Here is a 20816-nt window from a genome sequence, read left to right as displayed (position 1 = left end):
TCTCCAACAATAATCCTCTTAAGTAAAAATTATCTTAAACAACAAAGGCTCCTGTTAGGAGCCTTTTTCAGTGATGAGTGTCCGCGTTCATTCAATCATGACTTGTTTTTCACCGGTCTCTGCCAGCCTTCAACCCGGCGCTCTTTCGCCCGGGTAATCACCAACTCACCCTGAGCAACATTGCGCGTTAATGTCGTCCCCGCCCCAATAGTAGCACCATCTTCAATCGTGACCGGCGCCACCAGCTGACAGTCAGACCCGACAAACACATCATCACCAATCACGGTTTTATGTTTATTGGCACCATCATAATTACAGGTGATCACCCCAGCACCAACATTTACGCGATCACCGATTTCCGCATCTCCCAGATAAGTAAGATGATTGGCTTTCGAACCTTGGCCTAAACGTGCATTTTTAATTTCTACAAAATTACCGACGTGTGCATCATCTTTTAATTCAGCGCCCGGTCTCAAACGAGCAAACGGACCAACCGTACACATTTCTCCGACGGTAGCCCCTTCAATCACGCTGTACGGACGAACCACTGTGTTGTCATCAATCTCACAATCCTTCAACACAGAACCGGCTCCGATAATCACATTGTTTCCCAGCGAAACACTGCCTTCAATGACGACATTGACATCAATTTCGACATCATGGCCACACTGCAACTGCCCCCTGAGATCGAACCGGGCCGGATCCCGCAGCATAACCCCCTGTGTTAACAGTTTATTCGCCAGAGAGTGCTGATAAGCTCTTTCCAGCCATGAAAGCTGAACCCGATCATTCACCCCTTCAACTTCCATAGGATCGAGCGGGTGAACAGCCTGAATCACTCGGCCTTCTGCGTGAGCAGCAGCAATCACGTCCGTCAAATAATACTCACCCTGAGCATTATTATTCTCTAATCCGGACAGCCAGCGTTTCAGATCTTTCCCTGAAGCCACCAGCACACCGGTATTCACTTCTTGAATCGCCAGTTCTGCTTCTGAAGCATCTTTTTGCTCAACAATGGCAACGACAGCATCATTGTGACGGATAATTCTTCCATATCCCGTCGGATTGTTTAAAACAACGGTTAATAATGCAATCCCACCTTGTGGCTGTGAAGCCAGTAAATTGTCGATCGTCTCTTCCGAAATCAGCGGAACATCACCATACAAGACAATGATCTGCTCGTCGTCCTGAAAATACTGAGCAGCCTGATCAACCGCATGGCCTGTTCCCAACTGCTGCGGTTGTAATACCCAATTGACGGATTCCGCTGAAAGCTGTTGTTGCATCAACTCGCCACCGTGCCCATAAACAAGATGAATTTGCTGAGCACCGATTCCCTGACATGTATCAATCACATGTTTCACCATCGGTTTACCTGCCAACGTATGGAGAACCTTGGGCAACTGAGAATACATCCGGGTTCCTTTTCCCGCGGCTAAAATCACGGCACTGAATTTCATGGACTACCTTTATACTGAATCGGAAAGAGACTTCTGATTTTATATGGGAAATCGCCAATAGTTAAATCATCAGCAAGGATTTTTGAGAGAAAACAAAAAAGGCGACCTAAAGTCGCCTTTTTGAACGTCATAAATGGTTTAACGACGTTTTTTAACCAGCTCGATTACTCGTAGCTTAGCAATGGCTTTAGCCAGTTCACTGGCCGCCTGCGCGAAGTCCATCCCGCCCTGATGATTCTGAATTTTCTCTTCAGCACGACGTTTGGCTTCTTCCGCCTTTGCTGCGTCTAGATCTTCACCACGAATGGCTGTATCAGCAAGTACTGTTGAAGTACTTGCCTGAACTTCCACTATACCACCAGAAACATAAATAATTTCTTCGTGGCCGTGCTGCTTCACAATACGCACCATACCAGGCTTTATAGCGGTCAGAAGCGGTGCGTGACCATGGTAAATACCAAGTTCACCTTCGCTACCGGTCACCTGAAATGTTTCAACCATGCCAGAGAAAATTTTCTTCTCAGCACTAACAACATCCAGATGAAAGGGTATTGATGCCATATCGCCTCCTAGTCAGCCTTATAGCTTCTTCGCATTCTCAACAGCGTCATCAATTGCACCGCAGTACATAAACGCTTGTTCAGGAACGTCATCATATTCACCGGAAAGGAGACCTTTGAAACCACGCAGGGTTTCTTTCAGAGGGACGTAAATCCCCGGGTCACCAGTAAATACTTCTGCAACGTGGTAAGGCTGAGTCAGGAAACGCTCGATCTTACGTGCACGAGCAACCACCAGCTTATCGTCTTCAGAAAGCTCATCCATACCCAGAATCGCAATGATATCTTTCAACTCTTTATAGCGTTGAAGTGTTGACTGAACACCACGAGCAACATCGTAATGTTCTTGGCCAACAACAAGTGGATCAAGCTGACGAGACGTTGAATCTAGCGGGTCAATCGCCGGATACAAACCCATTGCCGCGATGTTACGGTTCAATACAACCGTTGCATCCAAGTGAGCAAATGTTGTCGCTGGTGACGGGTCAGTCAAGTCATCCGCTGGGACATATACCGCCTGTACAGACGTGATAGAACCAGTTTTAGTTGACGTGATACGTTCTTGCAGCACACCCATTTCTTCTGCCAGTGTCGGCTGATAACCTACCGCAGAAGGCATACGGCCCAACAATGCTGAAACTTCTGTTCCCGCCAAGGTATAGCGGTAGATGTTATCAATAAACAGAAGTACATCACGACCTTCGTCACGGAACTTCTCAGCCATTGTCAAACCAGTCAGGGCAACACGCAGACGGTTGCCCGGTGGTTCGTTCATCTGACCGTAAACCATCGCTACCTTAGATTCTTCAGGTTTTTCGATGTTAACAACACCCGCTTCCTGCATTTCGAAGTAGAAATCGTTCCCTTCACGAGTACGCTCACCTACCCCGGCAAATACAGACAAACCAGAGTGTTGCAGTGCGATGTTATTGATCAGCTCCATCATGTTGACGGTCTTACCAACACCAGCACCACCGAACAGACCGATTTTACCCCCTTTCGCAAACGGGCAAATCAAGTCAATAACTTTAACACCTGTTTCTAAAAGCTCAGTCGCACTTGACTGCTCTTCGTAGCTTGGCGCTTCACGGTGAATTGAGTACGTTACTTCTGCACCGATATCACCACGTTCGTCAATCGCATCACCTAAAACGTTCATGATACGACCTAACGTTTTAGTACCGACAGGTACTGAGATTGGAGCGCCAGTATTTTCTACTGTCATTCCACGACGTAAACCATCCGAGCTACCCATAACGATGGAGCGAATCACGCCACCGCCTAGCTGTTGTTGCACTTCAAGAACCAGACGTTCTTTAGCATCCACAACATTCAGAGCATCGTAAATACTAGGTACAGCACTCTGTGGGAACTCTACGTCGACTACTGCACCAATGATCTGTACGATCTTACCTGTAGCCATCGTTAATCCTCTAAACTATTTATTTGACCTTCACTTAAACCGCAGCTGCGCCGCCCACGATTTCCGTCAGTTCTTGTGTAATCGCAGCTTGACGCGCTTTGTTATACACAAGTTCCAGATCTTCAATCAGGTTACCCGCATTATCAGTTGCAGCTTTCATAGCAACCATTCGAGCCGCTTGCTCACAAGCAAGATTCTCAACTACCCCTTGATAAACCTGAGACTCTACGTAACGTTGCAACAACATATCGAGTAGAGGTTTTGGTTCAGGTTCATAGAGGTAATCCCATGAATGCTCACGCTTTACTTCTTTACTGCCTGATTTAGGCAAAGGTAGCAATTGATCGATCGTTGGTTCTTGCACCATGGTGTTCACAAAACGGTTAAACACAACATAGAGGCGATCCAACTCACCTTCATCATATTTTTTCAGCATCACATTAACAGAGCCGATCAAGTCTTCCAGAGATGGGACATCTCCTAACCCGGAAGTCTGAGCAACAATTTTTGCACCGCTGTTATTGAAAAATGCTGTCGCTTTTGAACCGATAACGGCCAACTCAACGTCAACATTTTTCTCCGACCAGGATTTCATATCCAGCAGGGCTTTTTTGAACAAGTTAATGTTCAAGCCACCACACAATCCACGATCAGTAGAAATGATGATATAACCAACACGTTTGGCTTCACGCTCTTCCAGATACGGATGACGATATTCCAGATTTGCGTTTGCCACATGACCGATCACTTTACGCATTGTTTCCGCGTATGGACGGGAAGACTCCATTGCATCTTGACTACGACGCATTTTAGAAGCCGCTACCATTTCCATCGCTTTCGTAATCTTCTGAGTGCTTTTCACACTCCCGATTTTACTACGTATCTCTTTTGCGCCGGCCATCGTCACTCTCCATTAGTTGGTGGCAACTAAGCCACCGACTTTGATTACCAAGTTTGAGTTGCTTTAAACTCATCGACCAGCTTCTTCAGCTGAGCTTCGATGTCATCGTTATAAGCACCAGTCTTGTTGATCTCAGCTGCTAAATCAGCATATTGATTACGAGCGAACGACAGTAGTGCGGCTTCAAAATCAAGGAGTCGACTTAACTCAATATCTCCAAGATAACCGCGTTCCGCAGCAAAGATAACCAGTGCCTGTTCGAAAACGGACATCGGTGAGTATTGCTTCTGTTTCATCAGTTCAGTAACTTTCTGACCATGATCCAGCTGTCTCTTCGTCGTATCATCCAGATCAGAAGAGAACTGAGCAAACGCAGCCAATTCACGATACTGTGCAAGTGCCGTACGGATACCACCAGAGAGTTTCTTGATAATTTTCGTCTGAGCAGCACCACCCACACGAGATACCGAGATACCCGGGTCAACAGCAGGACGAACCCCCGCGTTAAACAATTCTGTTTGCAGGAAGATCTGACCATCTGTAATCGAGATTACGTTTGTCGGTACAAATGCAGAAACGTCACCAGCCTGAGTTTCAATGATAGGCAATGCTGTTAAAGAACCAGTCTTACCTTTCACTTCACCATTTGTGAATCGCTCTACATACCCTTCGCTGACACGTGATGCACGCTCAAGTAAACGAGAGTGTAAGTAGAATACATCCCCAGGGTATGCTTCACGGCCCGGCGGGCGCTTCAATAGTAGAGAAATCTGACGATAAGCAACGGCTTGCTTTGACAGATCATCATAAACGATCAGTGCATCTTCACCACGATCACGGAAGTATTCACCCATTGCACACCCAGCATAAGGCGCCAGATATTGCAGTGCCGCAGATTCAGAAGCAGAAGCAACAACAACGATAGTGTTCGCTAATGCGCCATGCTCTTCAAGCTTACGCACAACGTTAGCAATCGTGGAAGCTTTCTGTCCAATCGCAACATAAATAGAATAAATACCAGAATCTTTCTGGTTGATAATCGAGTCAATCGCCATCGCTGTTTTACCAGTCTGACGGTCACCGATAATCAACTCACGCTGACCACGACCGATAGGAATCATTGAGTCAACAGATTTGTAACCAGTTTGAACAGGTTGATCAACCGATTTACGATCGATAACACCAGGTGCAATCACTTCTACCGGAGAAGTCAATTTAGCATCAATTGGACCTTTACCATCAATTGGCTCACCCAGTGTGTTTACCACACGACCAAGCATTTCAGGACCAACTGGTACTTCAAGAATCCGACCTGTACCTGTAACTTTAGTGCCTTCCTTAAGGTCAGCATACGGGCCCATTACAACCGCACCAACCGAGTCGCGCTCAAGGTTAAGTGCTAAGCCATAACGGCCTCCCGGTAATTCGATCATTTCACCTTGCATCACGTCCTTCAGGCCGTGGATGCGGATAATACCATCGCTTACCGAGACGATAGTACCTTCATTGCGAGCTTCACTAACAACATTGAATTGTTCAATACGCTGTTTAATTAGATCGCTAATTTCCGTGGAATTAAGTTGCATTCTCCAATCCCCATCAAGACTGTAATGCATCGCTCAGACGGCTCAAACGGCCATGTACTGAGTTATCGATGATTAAGTCTCCGGCTCGAATAATTACCCCACCGAGTAGGGCCTCATCTATACTGCAATTCAGCTGAACTTTGCGCTCGAGGCGCTGCTCCAGTTTGCTGCTGATCTCTGCTTTTTGTTCTGCGGAAAGCTCCGTTGCCGAAACAACTTCAACTTCCACCTGTTTTTCATGCTCTTTTTTCAACACGAAAAACAGTTCACAAACATCAGGGAGCGCTCTTAAGCGCCCATTTTCAGCCATCACCCGAATCAGGTTCTGACCGTATTCATCAAACTGTTCACCACAAACTGCAACAAAAATTTCTGCCAACTTATCGGCAGCCATAGAACTACTCAGTAATTCATGAATTTGTTCGTTTTTAGTGATTTCAGCAGCAAAAGTAAGCATCTCACCCCATTCGTTGAGTTGCCCTTTTTCTACCGCAAAGTCAAATGCTGCTTTAGCATAGGGGCGTGCTATTGTTGTCAAATCAGACATTTGCGCCCCCCTAATTAAAGTTTCGCAGTAATGCTATCGAGAATATCTTTATGCGCATCTTTATCAATAGAACGCTCAAGAATCTTCTCAGCTCCAGCCACAGCAAGAGCAGCAACCTGTTTACGCAAGTCATCTCTGGCACGAATACGCAAAGACTCAATTTCGGCTTCAGCCTGAGCGATCAAATGATTACGCTCAACAATGGCTTCATCTCTCGCTTCATCAAGAATTTGTGCTTTACGTTTATTCGCCTGTTCAATGACTTCAGCCGCTGCTTGCTTGGCTTCTTTGATACGTTCAGAAGCATTCGCTTTAGCTAGATCGAGGTCTTTTTCAGCGCGTTCAGCAGCTGATAGACCGTCAGCAATCTTTTTCTGACGTTCTTCAATCGCTGCCATCAATGGTGGCCATACATATTTCATGCAAAACCAAACAAAGATAGCGAACGCAATAGCCTGACCTAGCAGAGTTGCGTTTATATTCACCGCAGACTCCTTCTATGTTTGCAAATAATTAAAAACACCAGCCAATTTATAGACACAAATCTACTGTGCTAACTTAGCCGGCAACCGCAAACATGACGTACAAACCTAGACCGACAGAGATCATAGGAATCGCGTCCACAAGACCCATCACGATAAAGAACTGAGTACGGATAAGTGGGATAAGATCTGGCTGGCGAGCAGCACCTTCAAGATACTTACCACCCAGCATACCGATGCCGATTGCTGCACCAATTGCTGCCAAGCCCATCATGATTGCCGCTGCAAGATACAGCAGATCCATGTTCAAGTTTTCCATTATTGACTCCAAGTTTTATACTAATTGAGTTTCTGATTGATTAAGTTGAATTAGTGATCTTCAGAAGCTTGAGACAGATAAACTATCGTCAATACCATGAAGATAAATGCTTGTAATGTGATGATCAGTATATGGAAAATAGCCCAAGGCACTGACAACACCCACTGTGACCACCATGGTAACAATCCGGCAATCAATATAAAGATCAATTCACCCGCATACATGTTACCGAACAAACGAAGACCCAGTGATACCGGCTTCGAAATCAAAGTCACCCCTTCCAGAATCAAGTTGATTGGAATGAATGCCCAATGATTGAATGGCTGCAGTGTTAGCTCTTTTGCAAACCCGATTGGCCCTTTAATTTTGAAGCTGTAGAACAGAATCAAAACAAAGACACCCAACGCCATCGATAGCGTAATATTGACATCGGCAGAAGGAACGACACGAAGATAGTGAATTCCAACTAAGCTTGCTGCATGAGGAAGAAAATCTACCGGGATCAAGTCCATTAAGTTCATCAGGAACACCCATCCGAAAATGGTTATCGCCAATGGAGCAATTAACGCACTTTTTCCGCTGAATACATCTCTGACAGTCCCGTCTACGAATTCAACGATCATCTCGATGAAACACTGTAGTTTCCCGGGGACACCACTTGTTGCATTTTTGGCGACTCGAAAAAATAGCCAAAGCATGCCAACCCCCAAAAGCACAGAAATAGCCATTGAGTCTATATTCAAACTCCAAAAGCCGTCTCCTGAACTTAAAAAGGTCAGGTGGTGAGAGATATATTCTTGAGAGGTTAGAGTGGTTTCACCTGAACCAGACATTGAATATCCTATCTATTCACGGTTGATTGAAAAAAATGACGTTACGAACTGCACCACACTTGCCAGACAATAAGACACAATAAGAACCCCGGCATTTATGTCAATTTCTCTAAAAATAAACACTAAAACGCCAGCGGTCATCATTAATTTGTATAGATTGCCCATATATGCACGACCAACATCCAGACCCGCATTGTCTTCGCGGTCCAACTTTCTATGCACATATAAATTCGCCAATAGTGAAGGTACGATGTACGTAAGTCCCCCAAGAAAAGCAGAAAGACCACTTTTCTCATCCAGCACATAGCCGACAATGGTAGCTAATACTATAAAAAAGGCTAACTGCCACGAAAATGACAGAATAAACCATTTATTTAACATAAGTTACCACCCGTTAACTATAGGCCGATTATACATCCGCCTTTACCTTTTACAATAAAGCCGGACCTACAATTCCTCTAGATACATCACAAAAACCCATAAAATGTAAATCAATGATTGCAAAAATAAACATATCTGTTCTATGGGGTTATGACTCTAGTTTTGCAGTCAATGATTGCAAGATGTCTTCCAAAGCCTGACTGTCAGCAACACTGATGGTGATTTTCCCTTGCCCTTTATCAGAAAGGTTCACAGAAACTTTAGCCTGCAGCATTTCACCCAATCTGTCGGATAAATTCAATGCATGATTCGTTACAATAGGTTTCTGTTTTTCAGGTTTAGGCGACAGCTCTTTCTTGACCAGTTGTTCTGTCTGACGAACGGTTAACCGCTTTTTCGCGACTTGACTGGCAATCTCAGCCTGAGCCTCTCCCTCTAACATCAGCAGCGCACGCGCATGGCCCATTTCTAGTTTTTTCTCTGCAACCAGTGACTTGACAACTTCATCAAGCTGATTCAGACGCAGTAAATTTGTCACTGTCGTCCGGGATTTACCAATCGCATCCGCAACTTGCTGATGGGTCAGTTTAAACTCATCTTGCAGCCGTTCCAGCGCCTGAGCTTCTTCAATTGCATTCAGGTCTTCACGCTGAATATTCTCAATCAAAGCCATTGCTATGGCCGCCCGATCTTCCACATGTTTAACTAAGCAAGGAACTTGCTTCAAACCGGCATGTCTGGCAGCTCTCCACCGTCGTTCTCCGGCAATAATTTCATAATTTCCATTATCGATCGGCCGCACAACGATTGGTTGGATGATTCCCTGCGCCTGAATCGAAGCCGATAGTTCTTCCAATGTTTCAGGAGAAACATTTTTCCGGGGTTGATATACACCGGGTCTCAGGTGGGCGATAGAAATTTCAGCTAATTCACCGTCGGATGACATCGTTTGACTCTGAGTCGCCACTTGTTGCTTTTCTCTTGCCATAGAACTTGTCGAAAGCAACGCATCCAAGCCTTTTCCTAAACCACGTCTAGACATGTAAGCGGATTCCTTTTTGATTATGCAATGACTTCATCTCGGCGCAACATCTCTCCGGCTAATGCGAGATAGGCCTTGGCACCAACAGAATATTTATCGTAATACATTGCTGGTTTACCATGGCTTGGTGCTTCGGCAAGACGAACATTACGTGGGATAACGGTACGATACACTTTATCACCAAAGTGCTGTTTTAATTGATCGGATACCTCATTGGAGAGTCGATTACGAGGATCGTACATCGTTCTCAGTAACCCTTCGATTTTCAGATTACTATTCACAACAGCTGCCAACTTACTAATGGTATCCATCAGGGCCGTTAATCCCTCAAGCGCGAAATACTCACATTGCATTGGTACTAAAACAGAATCCGCAGCAGCCATCGCATTGATTGTAAGGAGGTTAAGAGAAGGAGGGCAATCAATAAAGATGAAATCATAGTTATCACGAACCGAAGAGAGTATGTTTTTCAGCCGGACTTCACGGGCAAAAACTTCCATCAGTTTGATTTCCGCAGCTGTCACATCACCATTTGCAGCGATCAGATGATAACGGCCAGTCGTCTTTTGACAGACAACTTCCTGAAACGGGACTTCCTCAACTAATAAATCGTAAGCGGTATAATCAATCTGGTACTTATCAACACCGCTTGCCATTGTTGCGTTGCCCTGCGGGTCAAGATCAATCACTAATACCTTACGTTTCGTTGCCGCCATAGAGGCAGCAAGATTGACACAAGTCGTTGTTTTACCAACACCACCTTTCTGGTTGGCGATTGCTACTATTTTTCCCACGGCATGCCTCGTTGTCTATTCCTTGCGCGATAAGATTACAAGATGACGCTCACCTTCGAGTTCAGGAACGGCTAAAGATTGGATATCCGTCACAAAACACCATTCAGGAAGCATATCTATCTCATCATGCGGTATTTGTCCTTTCAATGCCAAAAAAACTCCACCATCTGCTTTAGGAAGGTGGTGACACCAATTTACCATATCTACCATGGAAGCGAACGCTCTGCTGAGCACACCATCAAATTTATCTTCCGGCTGGAAATCTTCAACCCGGCTTTGAACCGGTGTCACGTTATGAATGTTCAATTCATAAATCACCTGTTTAATAAACCGAATCCGTTTGCCTAAACTATCCAGCAAAATGAAACGCTTATCAGGGTTCATAATCGCCAGTGGAATACCGGGCAATCCCGGCCCAGTACCGACATCGATAAAGTGATTACCGGGTAAGTGAGGACTTACAACGATACTATCCATGATATGTTTCACCAACATGTCTTCCGGATCGCGAACCGATGTCAAATTATAAGCTTTATTCCATTTGTTCAAACGCTCAACATATCCGAGCAGAAGCGTCATCTGATGTTCACTTACCGTGAGATCTGTCTGTGCAATCAACTGCGCCAGACGTGCTGCCAGCGTCCCCATATTATGCTGCTTCTCCCTTCTTAAGCATCCCATTTTTCTTGAGATAAACCAGCAAAATAGAAATAGCCGCCGGAGTAATACCAGAAATACGTGATGCAATACCAACCGTTTCAGGTTTTGCCGTATTCAGTTTTAGCACAACTTCATTCGATAACCCTTTGACAAGGCTGTAATCCAGATCAATCGGCAACTTGGTATTTTCATGCCGCAGCGATTTTTCAATTTCGTCTTGCTGACGTTGAATATACCCCTCATATTTGACCTGAATTTCGACCTGCTCAGCAGCCTGACGATCATCTAACGCGGGAGAATACTGTGGCAGACGCGTCAGTAAATCATAGGTCATTTCCGGGCGACGTAATAAATCTTCACCGCTGGCTTCTTTGGAAATCGGAGTCTTGAGCATCTCATTCAGAGCCTCAACACCTGTTGATTCCGGATTGACCCATATATCTTTCAAACGTTGACGCTCACGCGCCATATTTTCAATCTTTTGGTTGAAACGAGCCCAGCGTATATCATCGACCAAACCAAGCTCGCGACCTTTTTCAGTTAAACGCAGATCAGCATTGTCTTCACGGAGTAACAGACGATATTCGGCGCGAGAGGTAAACATCCGGTAAGGTTCGCTAGTGCCGAGCGTTGACAGATCATCGATCAATACGCCCATGTAGGCTTGATCACGACGCGGGCTCCAACCTTCTTTCTCTTGCGCATACAAACTCGCATTCAAACCAGCCATCAATCCCTGCGCAGCGGCTTCTTCGTAACCAGTCGTGCCGTTGATCTGTCCGGCAAAAAACAGCCCGTGAATAAATTTAGTTTCATAGGTCTGTTTTAAATCACGCGGATCAAAGAAATCATACTCAATGGCGTATCCCGGACGAACAATATGTGCATTCTCAAAGCCTTGCATAGAACGCACGATCTGTACCTGCACATCAAACGGTAAGCTGGTGGAGATCCCGTTTGGATATAATTCTGTTGTGGTTAACCCTTCCGGTTCAATAAAGATCTGATGACTATTTTTGTCAGCAAACCGCATGACTTTATCTTCGATTGACGGACAGTAACGTGGACCAATGCCTTCAATAACCCCTGCATACATCGGGCTGCGATCCAGATTATTGCGAATAACATCGTGTGTCTTTTCATTGGTGTAAGTGATGTAGCAAGGAATTTGACGCGGATGCTGATCACGACGACCTAAAAATGAAAAGATCGGTATTGGATCATCACCGTGCTGTACCGCTAACTGAGAAAAATCAACAGAACGAGCGTCAATCCGGGGTGGTGTTCCCGTTTTTAAACGATCAACTCGGAATGGTAATTCACGTAAGCGTTGTGCCAATGCGATCGACGGAGGATCGCCAGCACGGCCGCCTGAGTAGTTTTCCATACCGATATGGATCTTGCCACCGAGAAAGGTACCGACGGTGAGTACAACCGCTTTAGCGTGGAATTTGAGCCCCATCTGGGTTACGACCCCGATCACTCGATCCTGTTCGACGATCAGATCATCGGCAGCTTGCTGAAACAGCGTCAGATTCGGAGTATTTTCCAGCGCATGACGTACATACGCTTTGTATAGTGCTCGATCCGCCTGAGCTCTCGTTGCCCGTACAGCCGGGCCTTTTGAAGCGTTCAGAGTTCTGAACTGAATACCTGCATGATCGATCGCCTGAGCCATGAGCCCGCCTAAAGCGTCAACCTCTTTGACCAAATGACCTTTTCCGATCCCACCAATGGCTGGATTGCATGACATCTGTCCTAACGTATCAATATTATGCGTTAGGAGTAATGTTTTTTGTCCTGTGCGTGCAGATGAGAGAGCGGCTTCCGTTCCTGCGTGACCGCCACCAACCACAATGACGTCAAAATTTTCGTGATAAAGCATGAACCGACCTCAGATATTCAGATCTGTGTAAGAAATAAAAGAGTCGCATTCTACCTTTTTTATCTCCGTTAGAAAATTGATTTTGTGCTTTTACACATGATCCTTGAACCTTATAAATATATAAGATCTTTATATAGATCTTTTTATTAGATCTACTATTAGGGAAGAGGATCTTTGTGGATAAGCCTAAAATGATCAACATGATCATCACTTTCAGAGCGATCAATCCTTGTGATCAAGCATTGATCAAATCGAGGACTAGCTGGGATCAAAAACAGTACTTATTCACAGCACTAGTGATGATGCTAAGTTGTTATTGGGATAACTATAGCTTTTGCACTGGATCTTTCTATATTTATCCACAGTTGTTTTTGGTTAAAAAATCAAATGAAGTACTCGATCAAAGTTTTAAACCGGAGATGCGGCTGGTGGGATTGATCTGGACGTATTTACTTTCATCGAGGCATTTGAGAGAAGCGATCAATGCTGGCTTACTCAAGTTGAGTGTGATCAAAACACGCTTTTTTAATATCCCCTTTCTGAGAAAGGATGAACAAAAAATAATTAAATCAATATCTTAACCTTAACTATGTTTATGGTATGTATTTTGTTCGGATAAAGGATACTGGCGGCTATTTTATCTCAATTGGCTTGTTATTAATGATGTGGAAAAGTTTGGGAGCTATTTCAGGGCAGCTTTAACCACCCTGTGGGTAACTACTTATGCACAATTTGATTATGAACTGAATTGTTCAATATGCTGAGAGAGCCATTCCCCTGCGGCATCTTCAGGTACCGGATGCTCAATAATATCAATCGTATAGCAGTCAGTCAGTGGAGTTGCTCCGATATCGAGCATGAGCTCGTAAGCATGTTTTCCCGCAGCACAAAATGTGTCATAGCTGGAATCACCGATAGCGACAACAGCAAATGATAATTTGTCCGTTCTGGGTGGCGTATCCTGAAGTGCTTGAATAAACGGCTGAATATTATCAGGATATTCTCCGGCACCGTGTGTTGATGTAATGATCAGCCAGATGCCTTCTGCTGGGATATCCGCTAAATCCGGCTGATTATGGATCTCGGTTTCATGTCCTTGTTGTTGTAGTAGCTCATCAAGATGATCACCGACATATTCAGCGCCGCCTAGCGTGCTCCCCGTAATGATATGGATCATACTCATCCTCTTCACAATGGAATTTCACAAATGGAATGCTTTGATTGCTTTAGATAAAACGTATTGACACCAAATCTCATCAGAAACATGTGTCGAGATACAAATTTTCAACATAAGAGTAATCAAACCGAAGCGGGAAAGAAAGACACAACTGTATATTGTGTGGATAGGGTGAGACTAACCGGTGCATGAACGAGACCTCAGATCATGATCATCTTTGTATACTCATGTGTGTTTGGTGTGGGTAACTGTATGAGTAACAATCGAGGATCATCGTTGTGTTCTTTGTAAAACATGACGGCTTTTAAGCGGATCCATCGAATATATGATCTACTGGCGTAATTCTCATCTCTGCCGCTACTTTGATATACAGGTATCACCCTCAAACCGTGAAATCACTCGTAAAAATAGGTAATGAAGATGTTGGCCAAAGGATGACTTTCTTCGAGTCATCACTAACTTTCCTTTTTTGGGAGTCGCTGTAATCCCCGCGGCTGTTTAAGCTGAACACACGTCGGTGATCTCCGGCGTCGGGATTCGAACCCCGCATTCAAGCTTAAGGAGTATAGACGTCAGTCTGCACTGACTTTACTATACACAGTCTTGCCATATCTAATTATGGTGGGCTGAATGAGGCTGGCTTCGGTCAGACCGTTTCCTTGAGTGCGGTAGTTCGAACCCGTTCAGCTCACCACCTTCCGAGATTCGAACCTCCTCTGGTGGTGAAATCATTCATCAACTCAAGGAGAGTGAAATGTCCAGTTTCAACACCTTTACCCCTAATTTACCGCTGACCGCCCGAGGTTATCTGATCGATTTTCTCGGCCTGTGTACCGATGCCGGAACCAACCAGCACGAACTGCGAGAGGTGCTGCTGTACCTCAATAATCTGATTACCTTTGATGAAATGCAGTTACAGCAAGAGAATGGGGTGTAACCCTGAAAAGCCAAGGAGAGCGGGGCTCTCCTTTTATATGGCAATCATTGTTGGATTTTTAGCGACTGTTCCATCAGTATCTTGGAACACTGAATGCATCAGCGCTGTATCATTCAGTTGAATCGATGGTTGATGTACTCGCCTTTAAAAAATAATGGCGGTAAAGCTGATAGAATCGGGAAATATGAAGCGGTTTCTCACCCTTATACTGATGTAAAAAGTAGAAATGCCATTCTCGGCCTCTGATGTCCGGCAGCACCCGGGTTAACCCATGATCAATAAAGTGAGTCCGAACGAGAAATTCGGGTAATAGTGCAATCCCCATATCATGTAACACTGCTTCAAGCCCTGTCGATAGCGTATTTACTTTGACACAATGTTTGACAGTAATGAGTCTTTTATTTGCATGTTGGTTATCAAAAATTTCTAATTTTTTCCGGTGCCAGGCTGTCGCAATAAACTTATGTGTGACAAGATCTTCAACGCGTTTAGGGGAGCCATATTGTGCAATGTAGCGGGGAGAAGCACAGAATATTTCTGAGACTTTTCCGACGGATAAAGCCCGATAGTCGCAGTCTTTGATATTGCCGCCAAAAACAGCTGCATCCAGCTTATGTTCAATCAGATCACGCCATTTTTCTGTCACAACCACTTCTGGTACCAGTTGTGGAAACTCCAAACACAGCTGCTTGATTGCAGGCATGACAATCTCTTTTTCAGAAAAAGGCGGAACCGATACTCTAAAGTGACCACTGGGCTGGGCTTTTTTACTGTTGATTTCAGTAAATGCCATGTTCAACTGCTCATTCAATAGCTCGCTACGGATCAGTAAAGACTCTCCTACTGCTGTGAGTACGACTCCTCTTGTATTGCGTATAAGTAGCTGTTGACCGATGTCTTCTTCTAACCGTTTGATTTGCTGACTGGCAGCAGATTTACTGATACCCAGTTTTTTTGCTGCCGCTGTATAGGAACGCTTACTGGCTACTTCGGCAAAAATAAGTAGCAGGGGAGCAAGTTTTACATTGTTCATATATATAAACACTTCGTTAATATATTAGCTATTGTTTGATATTCCGCATAAAACTAAGCTAAGTCAATCCATTAACCTCGGAGGTAAACAGAATGACAAGTTTAGTGATTGTTGATTTAACTGTGCTGGATAACACAAAACTCGCGGAGTACAGCGCACAGGCAGGGGAAACATTAATCCCGTACAACGGCCGATTTATTGCCAAAGGAGAAGCCGAAACATTGCATGGCGAGCCAGAGCATGTGATGAAAGCGGTTATAGAATTTCCCGATAAAGAAAGCGCGAAGAACTGGTATTTCAGCGCTGCTTATCAAGCATTGATTCCACTGCGGGAGCAAGGGATTCGTAGCTGTTTTCAGCTTGTATAGATAGCCTCAGGGGAAGTTAAAGGGAAATTATAACTTCATCGAAAATGACAGTTCAAATGCAAAGAGGTAAGCGCCATGAGCCATGTAAGAACCACTGAGTTGCCATTACAAAGCACTCTACTTAAGAACGTGGGTTCATCTGATTTTATCGATTGCTATTGTGTGGAATCAACATTATCTCCGAGACAAGCTGCTGATATTATAACTAACTTCCCACCATGGGCCCGGTTTCTTATCAGTATCCGAAATTGTCTGACAATGCCATTTGGACTGTCCAGCCATGGCCCTGAAGCGAAAGATAAAGTGGGTTTTTTCCCTGTCGAATCAGAAAATAATACCGAGCTTATTGCAGGATTTGATGACAAACATTTGAATTTTAGAATTGCAGTGGTATCGCATCAAGGACTCGTTTATTTAGCCACATGGGTTCACCCCAATAACATTGCAGGTTCGCTTTACTTAAATGCGATTCTTCCATTTCATGTGTTGATTGCCCGGAATGCGTTGGCTCGTGTTTACTCTTGTCGCTCATAAATACAGATGTCCATCGTTGACGAAAGACGGTGACATTGTTCTTCTCGGTTCGAAAACTTCTGCGGTGATATAGCAAAGATCTCGGTTTGTCATACCAGCTTCGTATTTTGGACATTGGTAGTCTGCACTGTGGAAATAAAACTCTATTTTTTGTTCTGAATTGCCATTGGTGCGCTCATAGTGAATAGATTGTTCTTGAAGCACGGTTTCGATGGCAACGTTGAAGTGGCAGAGCAACTTTTGCTGTGCGTCTCGAGGGGATGTCGCTTTTTGTATAGATATCCATTTTCGATACGCTAATTTTATGAGACAGCCAGCTGAAACTTCAAAGTGGCTTTTAGATGGTGTTTTGGCAGGATAAATGACAGACCTGAGAACGATGGTACCGACATTGATGTCGGTACCATGGCTGGTTCAACTGAGTTAGTCGCGCTATTTGTCTTTTTTGAGTATTGCCTTGAGGGCTGTGATATTTGCGAGTGCGCCTTCGGATTCTTTTAAACGGCGGCGTTGTTCTGCAAAGTGGTCAAACTCCAATTTCGCCTTATCATCTGCGTCTTTCTTGGTGATTTTTCCCGCTCCGCTTAATACGTCCCGATCATTAAAACTTAAAAACTGGTCTAGCTTATCGGCCCAGTCCTGTAGGAATACCTGCTTGCGGCGAAGCGCTTGGTCTTCGGCAAAGTCGAGCCACATATTGACGATGCGGTTAAGCTCTTTGATTTCGTCTTCACGCAGATAGTTTTTGGCGATGGTTACATCGGTCTTACGCACTTCATCGCCTTTATAGCTAGTTAGTCCCATATCTGGCTTACTGGCATCCACGCGGCTAGCTATCAGTTCAGCGGCCGTCATGTGCGTACAGGCATAATGCAGCTTGTTCTGAATGGTTTGAAAGAAGAGGTTAGTTTCTTTGTTTGATGGCTCGTAATCGGCAGCCATGGTAAAGATTTCTTTGACTCGAAGATAAACACGACGCTCACTGGCACGGATATCGCGAATGCGTTCCAGCATTTCATCAAAGTAATCTGGCACTGCTGAGTGACCAACGGGCGGATTTTTGAGGCGCTCATCATCCATGGCAAATCCCTTAATCAGGTATTCTTTCAGGACTTGCGTTGCCCATTGGCGGAACTGTGTACCACGCTGCGAACGAACTCTGTAGCCTACAGACAGAATTGCATCGATATTGTAGTGGTCGATCTCGCGAGAGACTTGGCGAGTACCTTCCAATCGAACTATCCGGAATTTCCGGATGGTTGCGTTTTGTACAAGTTCTCCCTCGTTATAAATGTTAACAAGGTGCTCATTGATGGTGCGGACATCTTTGTCATAAAGCTCAGCCATCGCAGCTTGTGATAGCCACAAGGTGTCAGACTCAAAGCGGCACTCTACGCGAGTTGTACCATCTGCACTGGTAAATAGAACGAACTCACCATGCGGAGCTTGTGGGGTGTTATCGGTCATTGAGTCTCCTTTCAGTAATGCTGAGTTTAGGTAGTAAGATTTGGTTCATAATCACAACTCCAACATTAACGTCGCGCACATGACCCTTTCCCAATGATTGATAAATGGCGATGCATTGATGACACTCTGAAAAATGATGTGCTTACTGGTTGTTTTATCTATCTGATTATCAAGGAGATCTTTGTATTGATTCATTAATACTACTAGCCGTGGCCCTGCTTCTTTAGAAAATCTCAAGGCGATTTCAAAGTCCTTAAAGTGCTTTTCAACTCGCTTTTTCTGTGCAGGCTCCCAATAGTCAGGAGGAGAAACAAAGTATTCTATAGCGCCTGGTTCGATATCATTGCCTGGTAGATAATGAGCAAATATCCATTGATCACTGAAGTAGCGCTCGTCATCTAAGTAAGGGTGTATAATCTGCTCTACTTCGCTTTTTGCATAATCATCACCTTTTCCATCCATATTGCAATCTCGGCAGGAGGGCACTAGATTAACTGGTAGTATCGAGAACTGGGGATAGTGAGCTTTCGGCAAATAGTGATCTAAATTCCTTGGGCGACCAATCCCTCCGCAATATGGACATTTTTCATCTGCAGCAACCATCAACGAGTCATAAATAGTTCGCCCTAGCTTATCCTGATTCCTAAAGTAGCTCTCGTACAACGTTATAAACTCAGATTTATACATACCATCAATTACTAGATGGTCCTTACTTTTGGGGCCCGGTAGCGGTACTATTCTATATAGGTCTCCTTTTTGTGCGTGCTTTACATATCCAAACTCATCAATTTTAAAACGTTTAACATTGTTTAGAAGACGCTCTCGGAGCGAAGGGTTACCCGTAATTCCTTCACTGCATATATCAATGGCTTCAGCGATAGATAGTCTAGGTATATCAAGTTTTAACATCACTAACGATCTCTATCTCTATGAATAACAAGTGTTTTTAACAAGGCCCTAGCTTCAACACCAAGCTGATTATTATAATCATCTAAAATATCTTGATAAGTGCCACCTGCATTAACTGATTTGACTAACAGATCATGGAAACCTGATTTAACAACTTCCAAGCCAAATACCTCTCTCGTTAAAATGCCTACGTTTTCGCCGAATGTCTCAATGGCGGGCCTGCGTGGTTCTGTAGCCAATCTAGAACGATTTATTTTCCAGACACATTTTTTAGGAACCTCTTGAAGTACAACCGGAGAATGAGTTGCGATAATTGCGACGCCATTTCGATCAAGGAGTAGGTCTGATAATGCTCTAATAAATGCAGACAGCAATGGCGGGTGAAGGTGGCTCTCTGGCTCATCAATTAACACGAGTGTTTTTTCTTCCACTGTCGCCACCAAACGAGTGATAGTTAGCAACACGACAGCATGACCAGAACTCATTTTTTTGATAAGTTTTCGTGCTTTGCTTATGAGTACATCACCTGAGTATTCAGCGAGGCTTTTCAGCTCCATATTTGCAAAGTTTTCATCAGATTCGAGTGTATCAATGGCTTGTAGCCACCTATGCTTTTTCGACTCTTGACTAAAGCATAACTTTAGGGCGTGAAGAAAGTCTTCATGGATATCATTTAACCCTTTAAGTGACTCCCCTTCTTTTTTTAGTCCTATATAGAAATAACATGTCCCCTTGGATGGGTCGGGTTGTTCTCTAGGGGGCTCAAAAGGGTCGAATGCACTAAAGGATACTGATACTAAACTACTGAAATAGTTGGTATTGATAGGGGGTTCTCTCCAACCCTCTGCGTCATAGAACTTGGCTTCTGATAGCCCTTTACTTGTAACAGCTTCAATCATTCCATTGAGAATAGTTGTCTTCCCTACACCATTACGACCTATAAGAGCATGAATGTTTGTGCTCGGTTTTTCTCCAACTTTCACTTCAAATATCAAATCAATACCAGACATTTTGGTTTGAGCTGGTCTTCTAAACTTGAACTCAAAATTAGTGAGTGGGTTTCTTCCTTCAAGTACTCGTGTGAACTGTCCTTTAATGACAGATAAACTGACATCCCTTAGTAAAGAGGTCCTAAATACTTCCTCGTCCTGAGCTAGCGATATGAGTTCAGGAATATAGGCCATGTCCTTTAACGCACGGAGCAACGAGTTCTTAATGGTCCCAGATAGTTTCGAGATCTTTTTATAGTAATCAACGTCCATGCCAACGGAAAAATATCCATCGGGTAGCGTTTGAAATACTGAACCTAACGTTTCGTATGTTGACTTATCAGTTGTTTGTCCTTGGAAACCAATTTTGATATTTCCGATTTCGTGAATATATCCTTTTTCATCGAACAGTGATAAGTAAAACATCGTAACGAATGAAAAATCATTCCAGTGGTCAATATGAAGATAGGCGGTACTAACTCCAGATGAGGGAATTCTCTGATTTTTTTGGACGATAACAATATTCATA

23 protein-coding genes are annotated in these 20816 nt (G+C 44.2%); 4 read left to right on the top strand and 19 right to left on the bottom strand.

From position 1 onward, the window contains the following. Positions 1 to 95: 95 nt before the first annotated feature. From glmU to mnmG, 14 genes are all read right to left on the bottom strand, one after another. Entirely contained in the window at positions 96 to 1460 is a 1365-nt protein-coding gene (gene glmU / locus AC55NX_RS14910; RefSeq protein ID WP_496996441.1) for a bifunctional UDP-N-acetylglucosamine diphosphorylase/glucosamine-1-phosphate N-acetyltransferase GlmU, read from the bottom strand. A 138-nt stretch (positions 1461 to 1598) separates the two neighbouring features. After that, positions 1599 to 2021, bottom strand: coding sequence for a F0F1 ATP synthase subunit epsilon (locus tag AC55NX_RS14905; RefSeq protein ID WP_059123146.1), 423 nt, complete (start codon positions 2019 to 2021; stop codon positions 1599 to 1601). 18 nt (positions 2022 to 2039) lie between these two features. Next, complete coding sequence (gene atpD, locus AC55NX_RS14900) at positions 2040 to 3443, bottom strand: F0F1 ATP synthase subunit beta (RefSeq protein WP_496996440.1); 1404 nt, start codon at positions 3441 to 3443, stop codon at positions 2040 to 2042. 34 nt (positions 3444 to 3477) lie between these two features. Then, the gene (atpG, locus tag AC55NX_RS14895; RefSeq protein ID WP_496996439.1) at positions 3478 to 4344 is read right to left on the bottom strand and encodes a F0F1 ATP synthase subunit gamma; all 867 of its coding nucleotides are present in this window, start codon (positions 4342 to 4344) and stop codon (positions 3478 to 3480) included. 44 nt (positions 4345 to 4388) lie between these two features. After that, positions 4389 to 5930 (bottom strand): F0F1 ATP synthase subunit alpha, encoded by a 1542-nt coding sequence (gene atpA / locus AC55NX_RS14890; protein WP_496996438.1) that lies wholly within the window; start codon positions 5928 to 5930, stop codon positions 4389 to 4391. Positions 5931 to 5943: 13 nt separating this feature from the next. Beyond that, positions 5944 to 6477, bottom strand: a complete 534-nt coding sequence (gene atpH, locus AC55NX_RS14885) for a F0F1 ATP synthase subunit delta (protein ID WP_059123149.1) — start codon at positions 6475 to 6477, stop codon at positions 5944 to 5946. A 14-nt stretch (positions 6478 to 6491) separates the two neighbouring features. Then, positions 6492 to 6962 (bottom strand): F0F1 ATP synthase subunit B, encoded by a 471-nt coding sequence (gene atpF / locus AC55NX_RS14880; RefSeq protein ID WP_077335480.1) that lies wholly within the window; start codon positions 6960 to 6962, stop codon positions 6492 to 6494. Between the two features lie 73 nt (positions 6963 to 7035). Next, the gene (atpE, locus tag AC55NX_RS14875; protein ID WP_021021406.1) at positions 7036 to 7278 is read right to left on the bottom strand and encodes a F0F1 ATP synthase subunit C; all 243 of its coding nucleotides are present in this window, start codon (positions 7276 to 7278) and stop codon (positions 7036 to 7038) included. Positions 7279 to 7328: 50 nt separating this feature from the next. Continuing rightward, on the bottom strand, positions 7329 to 8111 hold the full coding sequence (gene atpB / locus AC55NX_RS14870; protein ID WP_059123150.1) for a F0F1 ATP synthase subunit A: 783 nt from the start codon (positions 8109 to 8111) through the stop codon (positions 7329 to 7331). Positions 8112 to 8123: 12 nt separating this feature from the next. Beyond that, positions 8124 to 8492: an ATP synthase subunit I gene (locus AC55NX_RS14865; protein WP_496996437.1), complete on the bottom strand. Its 369-nt coding sequence runs from the start codon at positions 8490 to 8492 to the stop codon at positions 8124 to 8126. 148 nt (positions 8493 to 8640) lie between these two features. After that, the gene (locus tag AC55NX_RS14860; RefSeq protein ID WP_496996436.1) at positions 8641 to 9534 is read right to left on the bottom strand and encodes a ParB/RepB/Spo0J family partition protein; all 894 of its coding nucleotides are present in this window, start codon (positions 9532 to 9534) and stop codon (positions 8641 to 8643) included. 20 nt (positions 9535 to 9554) lie between these two features. Further along, the gene (locus AC55NX_RS14855; protein WP_059123153.1) at positions 9555 to 10328 is read right to left on the bottom strand and encodes a ParA family protein; all 774 of its coding nucleotides are present in this window, start codon (positions 10326 to 10328) and stop codon (positions 9555 to 9557) included. A gap of 15 nt (positions 10329 to 10343) precedes the next feature. Next, positions 10344 to 10976, bottom strand: a complete 633-nt coding sequence (gene rsmG / locus AC55NX_RS14850; protein ID WP_496996435.1) for a 16S rRNA (guanine(527)-N(7))-methyltransferase RsmG — start codon at positions 10974 to 10976, stop codon at positions 10344 to 10346. A gap of 1 nt (position 10977) precedes the next feature. After that, on the bottom strand, positions 10978 to 12873 hold the full coding sequence (gene mnmG / locus AC55NX_RS14845) for a tRNA uridine-5-carboxymethylaminomethyl(34) synthesis enzyme MnmG (RefSeq protein WP_496996434.1): 1896 nt from the start codon (positions 12871 to 12873) through the stop codon (positions 10978 to 10980). Positions 12874 to 13049: 176 nt separating this feature from the next. Between mnmG and AC55NX_RS14840 the strand changes: the two genes are divergently transcribed. Continuing rightward, positions 13050 to 13454, top strand: coding sequence for a hypothetical protein (locus AC55NX_RS14840; protein ID WP_496996433.1), 405 nt, complete (start codon positions 13050 to 13052; stop codon positions 13452 to 13454). 155 nt (positions 13455 to 13609) lie between these two features. Here AC55NX_RS14840 and mioC read toward each other — a convergent pair whose 3' ends face one another. Further along, a complete protein-coding gene (gene mioC / locus AC55NX_RS14835) occupies positions 13610 to 14050 on the bottom strand; it encodes an FMN-binding protein MioC (protein WP_059123157.1) in 441 nt (146 codons plus the stop codon). Positions 14051 to 14804: 754 nt separating this feature from the next. On the opposite strand from mioC, the gene AC55NX_RS14830 reads away from it, so the two are divergent. Beyond that, entirely contained in the window at positions 14805 to 14987 is a 183-nt protein-coding gene (locus AC55NX_RS14830; protein ID WP_496996432.1) for a hypothetical protein, read from the top strand. A gap of 109 nt (positions 14988 to 15096) precedes the next feature. Here AC55NX_RS14830 and AC55NX_RS14825 read toward each other — a convergent pair whose 3' ends face one another. Beyond that, positions 15097 to 16020 (bottom strand): LysR family transcriptional regulator, encoded by a 924-nt coding sequence (locus tag AC55NX_RS14825; protein ID WP_496996431.1) that lies wholly within the window; start codon positions 16018 to 16020, stop codon positions 15097 to 15099. A gap of 92 nt (positions 16021 to 16112) precedes the next feature. Between AC55NX_RS14825 and AC55NX_RS14820 the strand changes: the two genes are divergently transcribed. After that, positions 16113 to 16388, top strand: coding sequence for a DUF1330 domain-containing protein (locus AC55NX_RS14820; protein ID WP_496996430.1), 276 nt, complete (start codon positions 16113 to 16115; stop codon positions 16386 to 16388). Between the two features lie 75 nt (positions 16389 to 16463). Then, the gene (locus AC55NX_RS14815; protein WP_496996429.1) at positions 16464 to 16922 is read left to right on the top strand and encodes a DUF2867 domain-containing protein; all 459 of its coding nucleotides are present in this window, start codon (positions 16464 to 16466) and stop codon (positions 16920 to 16922) included. Between the two features lie 432 nt (positions 16923 to 17354). Here AC55NX_RS14815 and AC55NX_RS14810 read toward each other — a convergent pair whose 3' ends face one another. Genes AC55NX_RS14810 through AC55NX_RS14800 form a run of 3 tightly spaced genes read right to left on the bottom strand, consistent with a single transcriptional unit; the run spans position 17355 to position 20815 of the window. Further along, the gene (locus AC55NX_RS14810; protein WP_496996428.1) at positions 17355 to 18389 is read right to left on the bottom strand and encodes a virulence RhuM family protein; all 1035 of its coding nucleotides are present in this window, start codon (positions 18387 to 18389) and stop codon (positions 17355 to 17357) included. A 51-nt stretch (positions 18390 to 18440) separates the two neighbouring features. Beyond that, positions 18441 to 19298 (bottom strand): HNH endonuclease, encoded by an 858-nt coding sequence (locus AC55NX_RS14805; protein WP_496996427.1) that lies wholly within the window; start codon positions 19296 to 19298, stop codon positions 18441 to 18443. Between the two features lie 2 nt (positions 19299 to 19300). Continuing rightward, positions 19301 to 20815, bottom strand: a complete 1515-nt coding sequence (locus AC55NX_RS14800; RefSeq protein ID WP_496996426.1) for an AAA family ATPase — start codon at positions 20813 to 20815, stop codon at positions 19301 to 19303. Position 20816 lies beyond the last annotated feature (1 nt).

The organism is Vibrio rubrogenes (assembly GCF_059641415.1).
The sequence above is the reverse complement of the archived record's forward strand: the minus strand, read 5'-3'. Positions and strand labels throughout refer to the sequence as shown.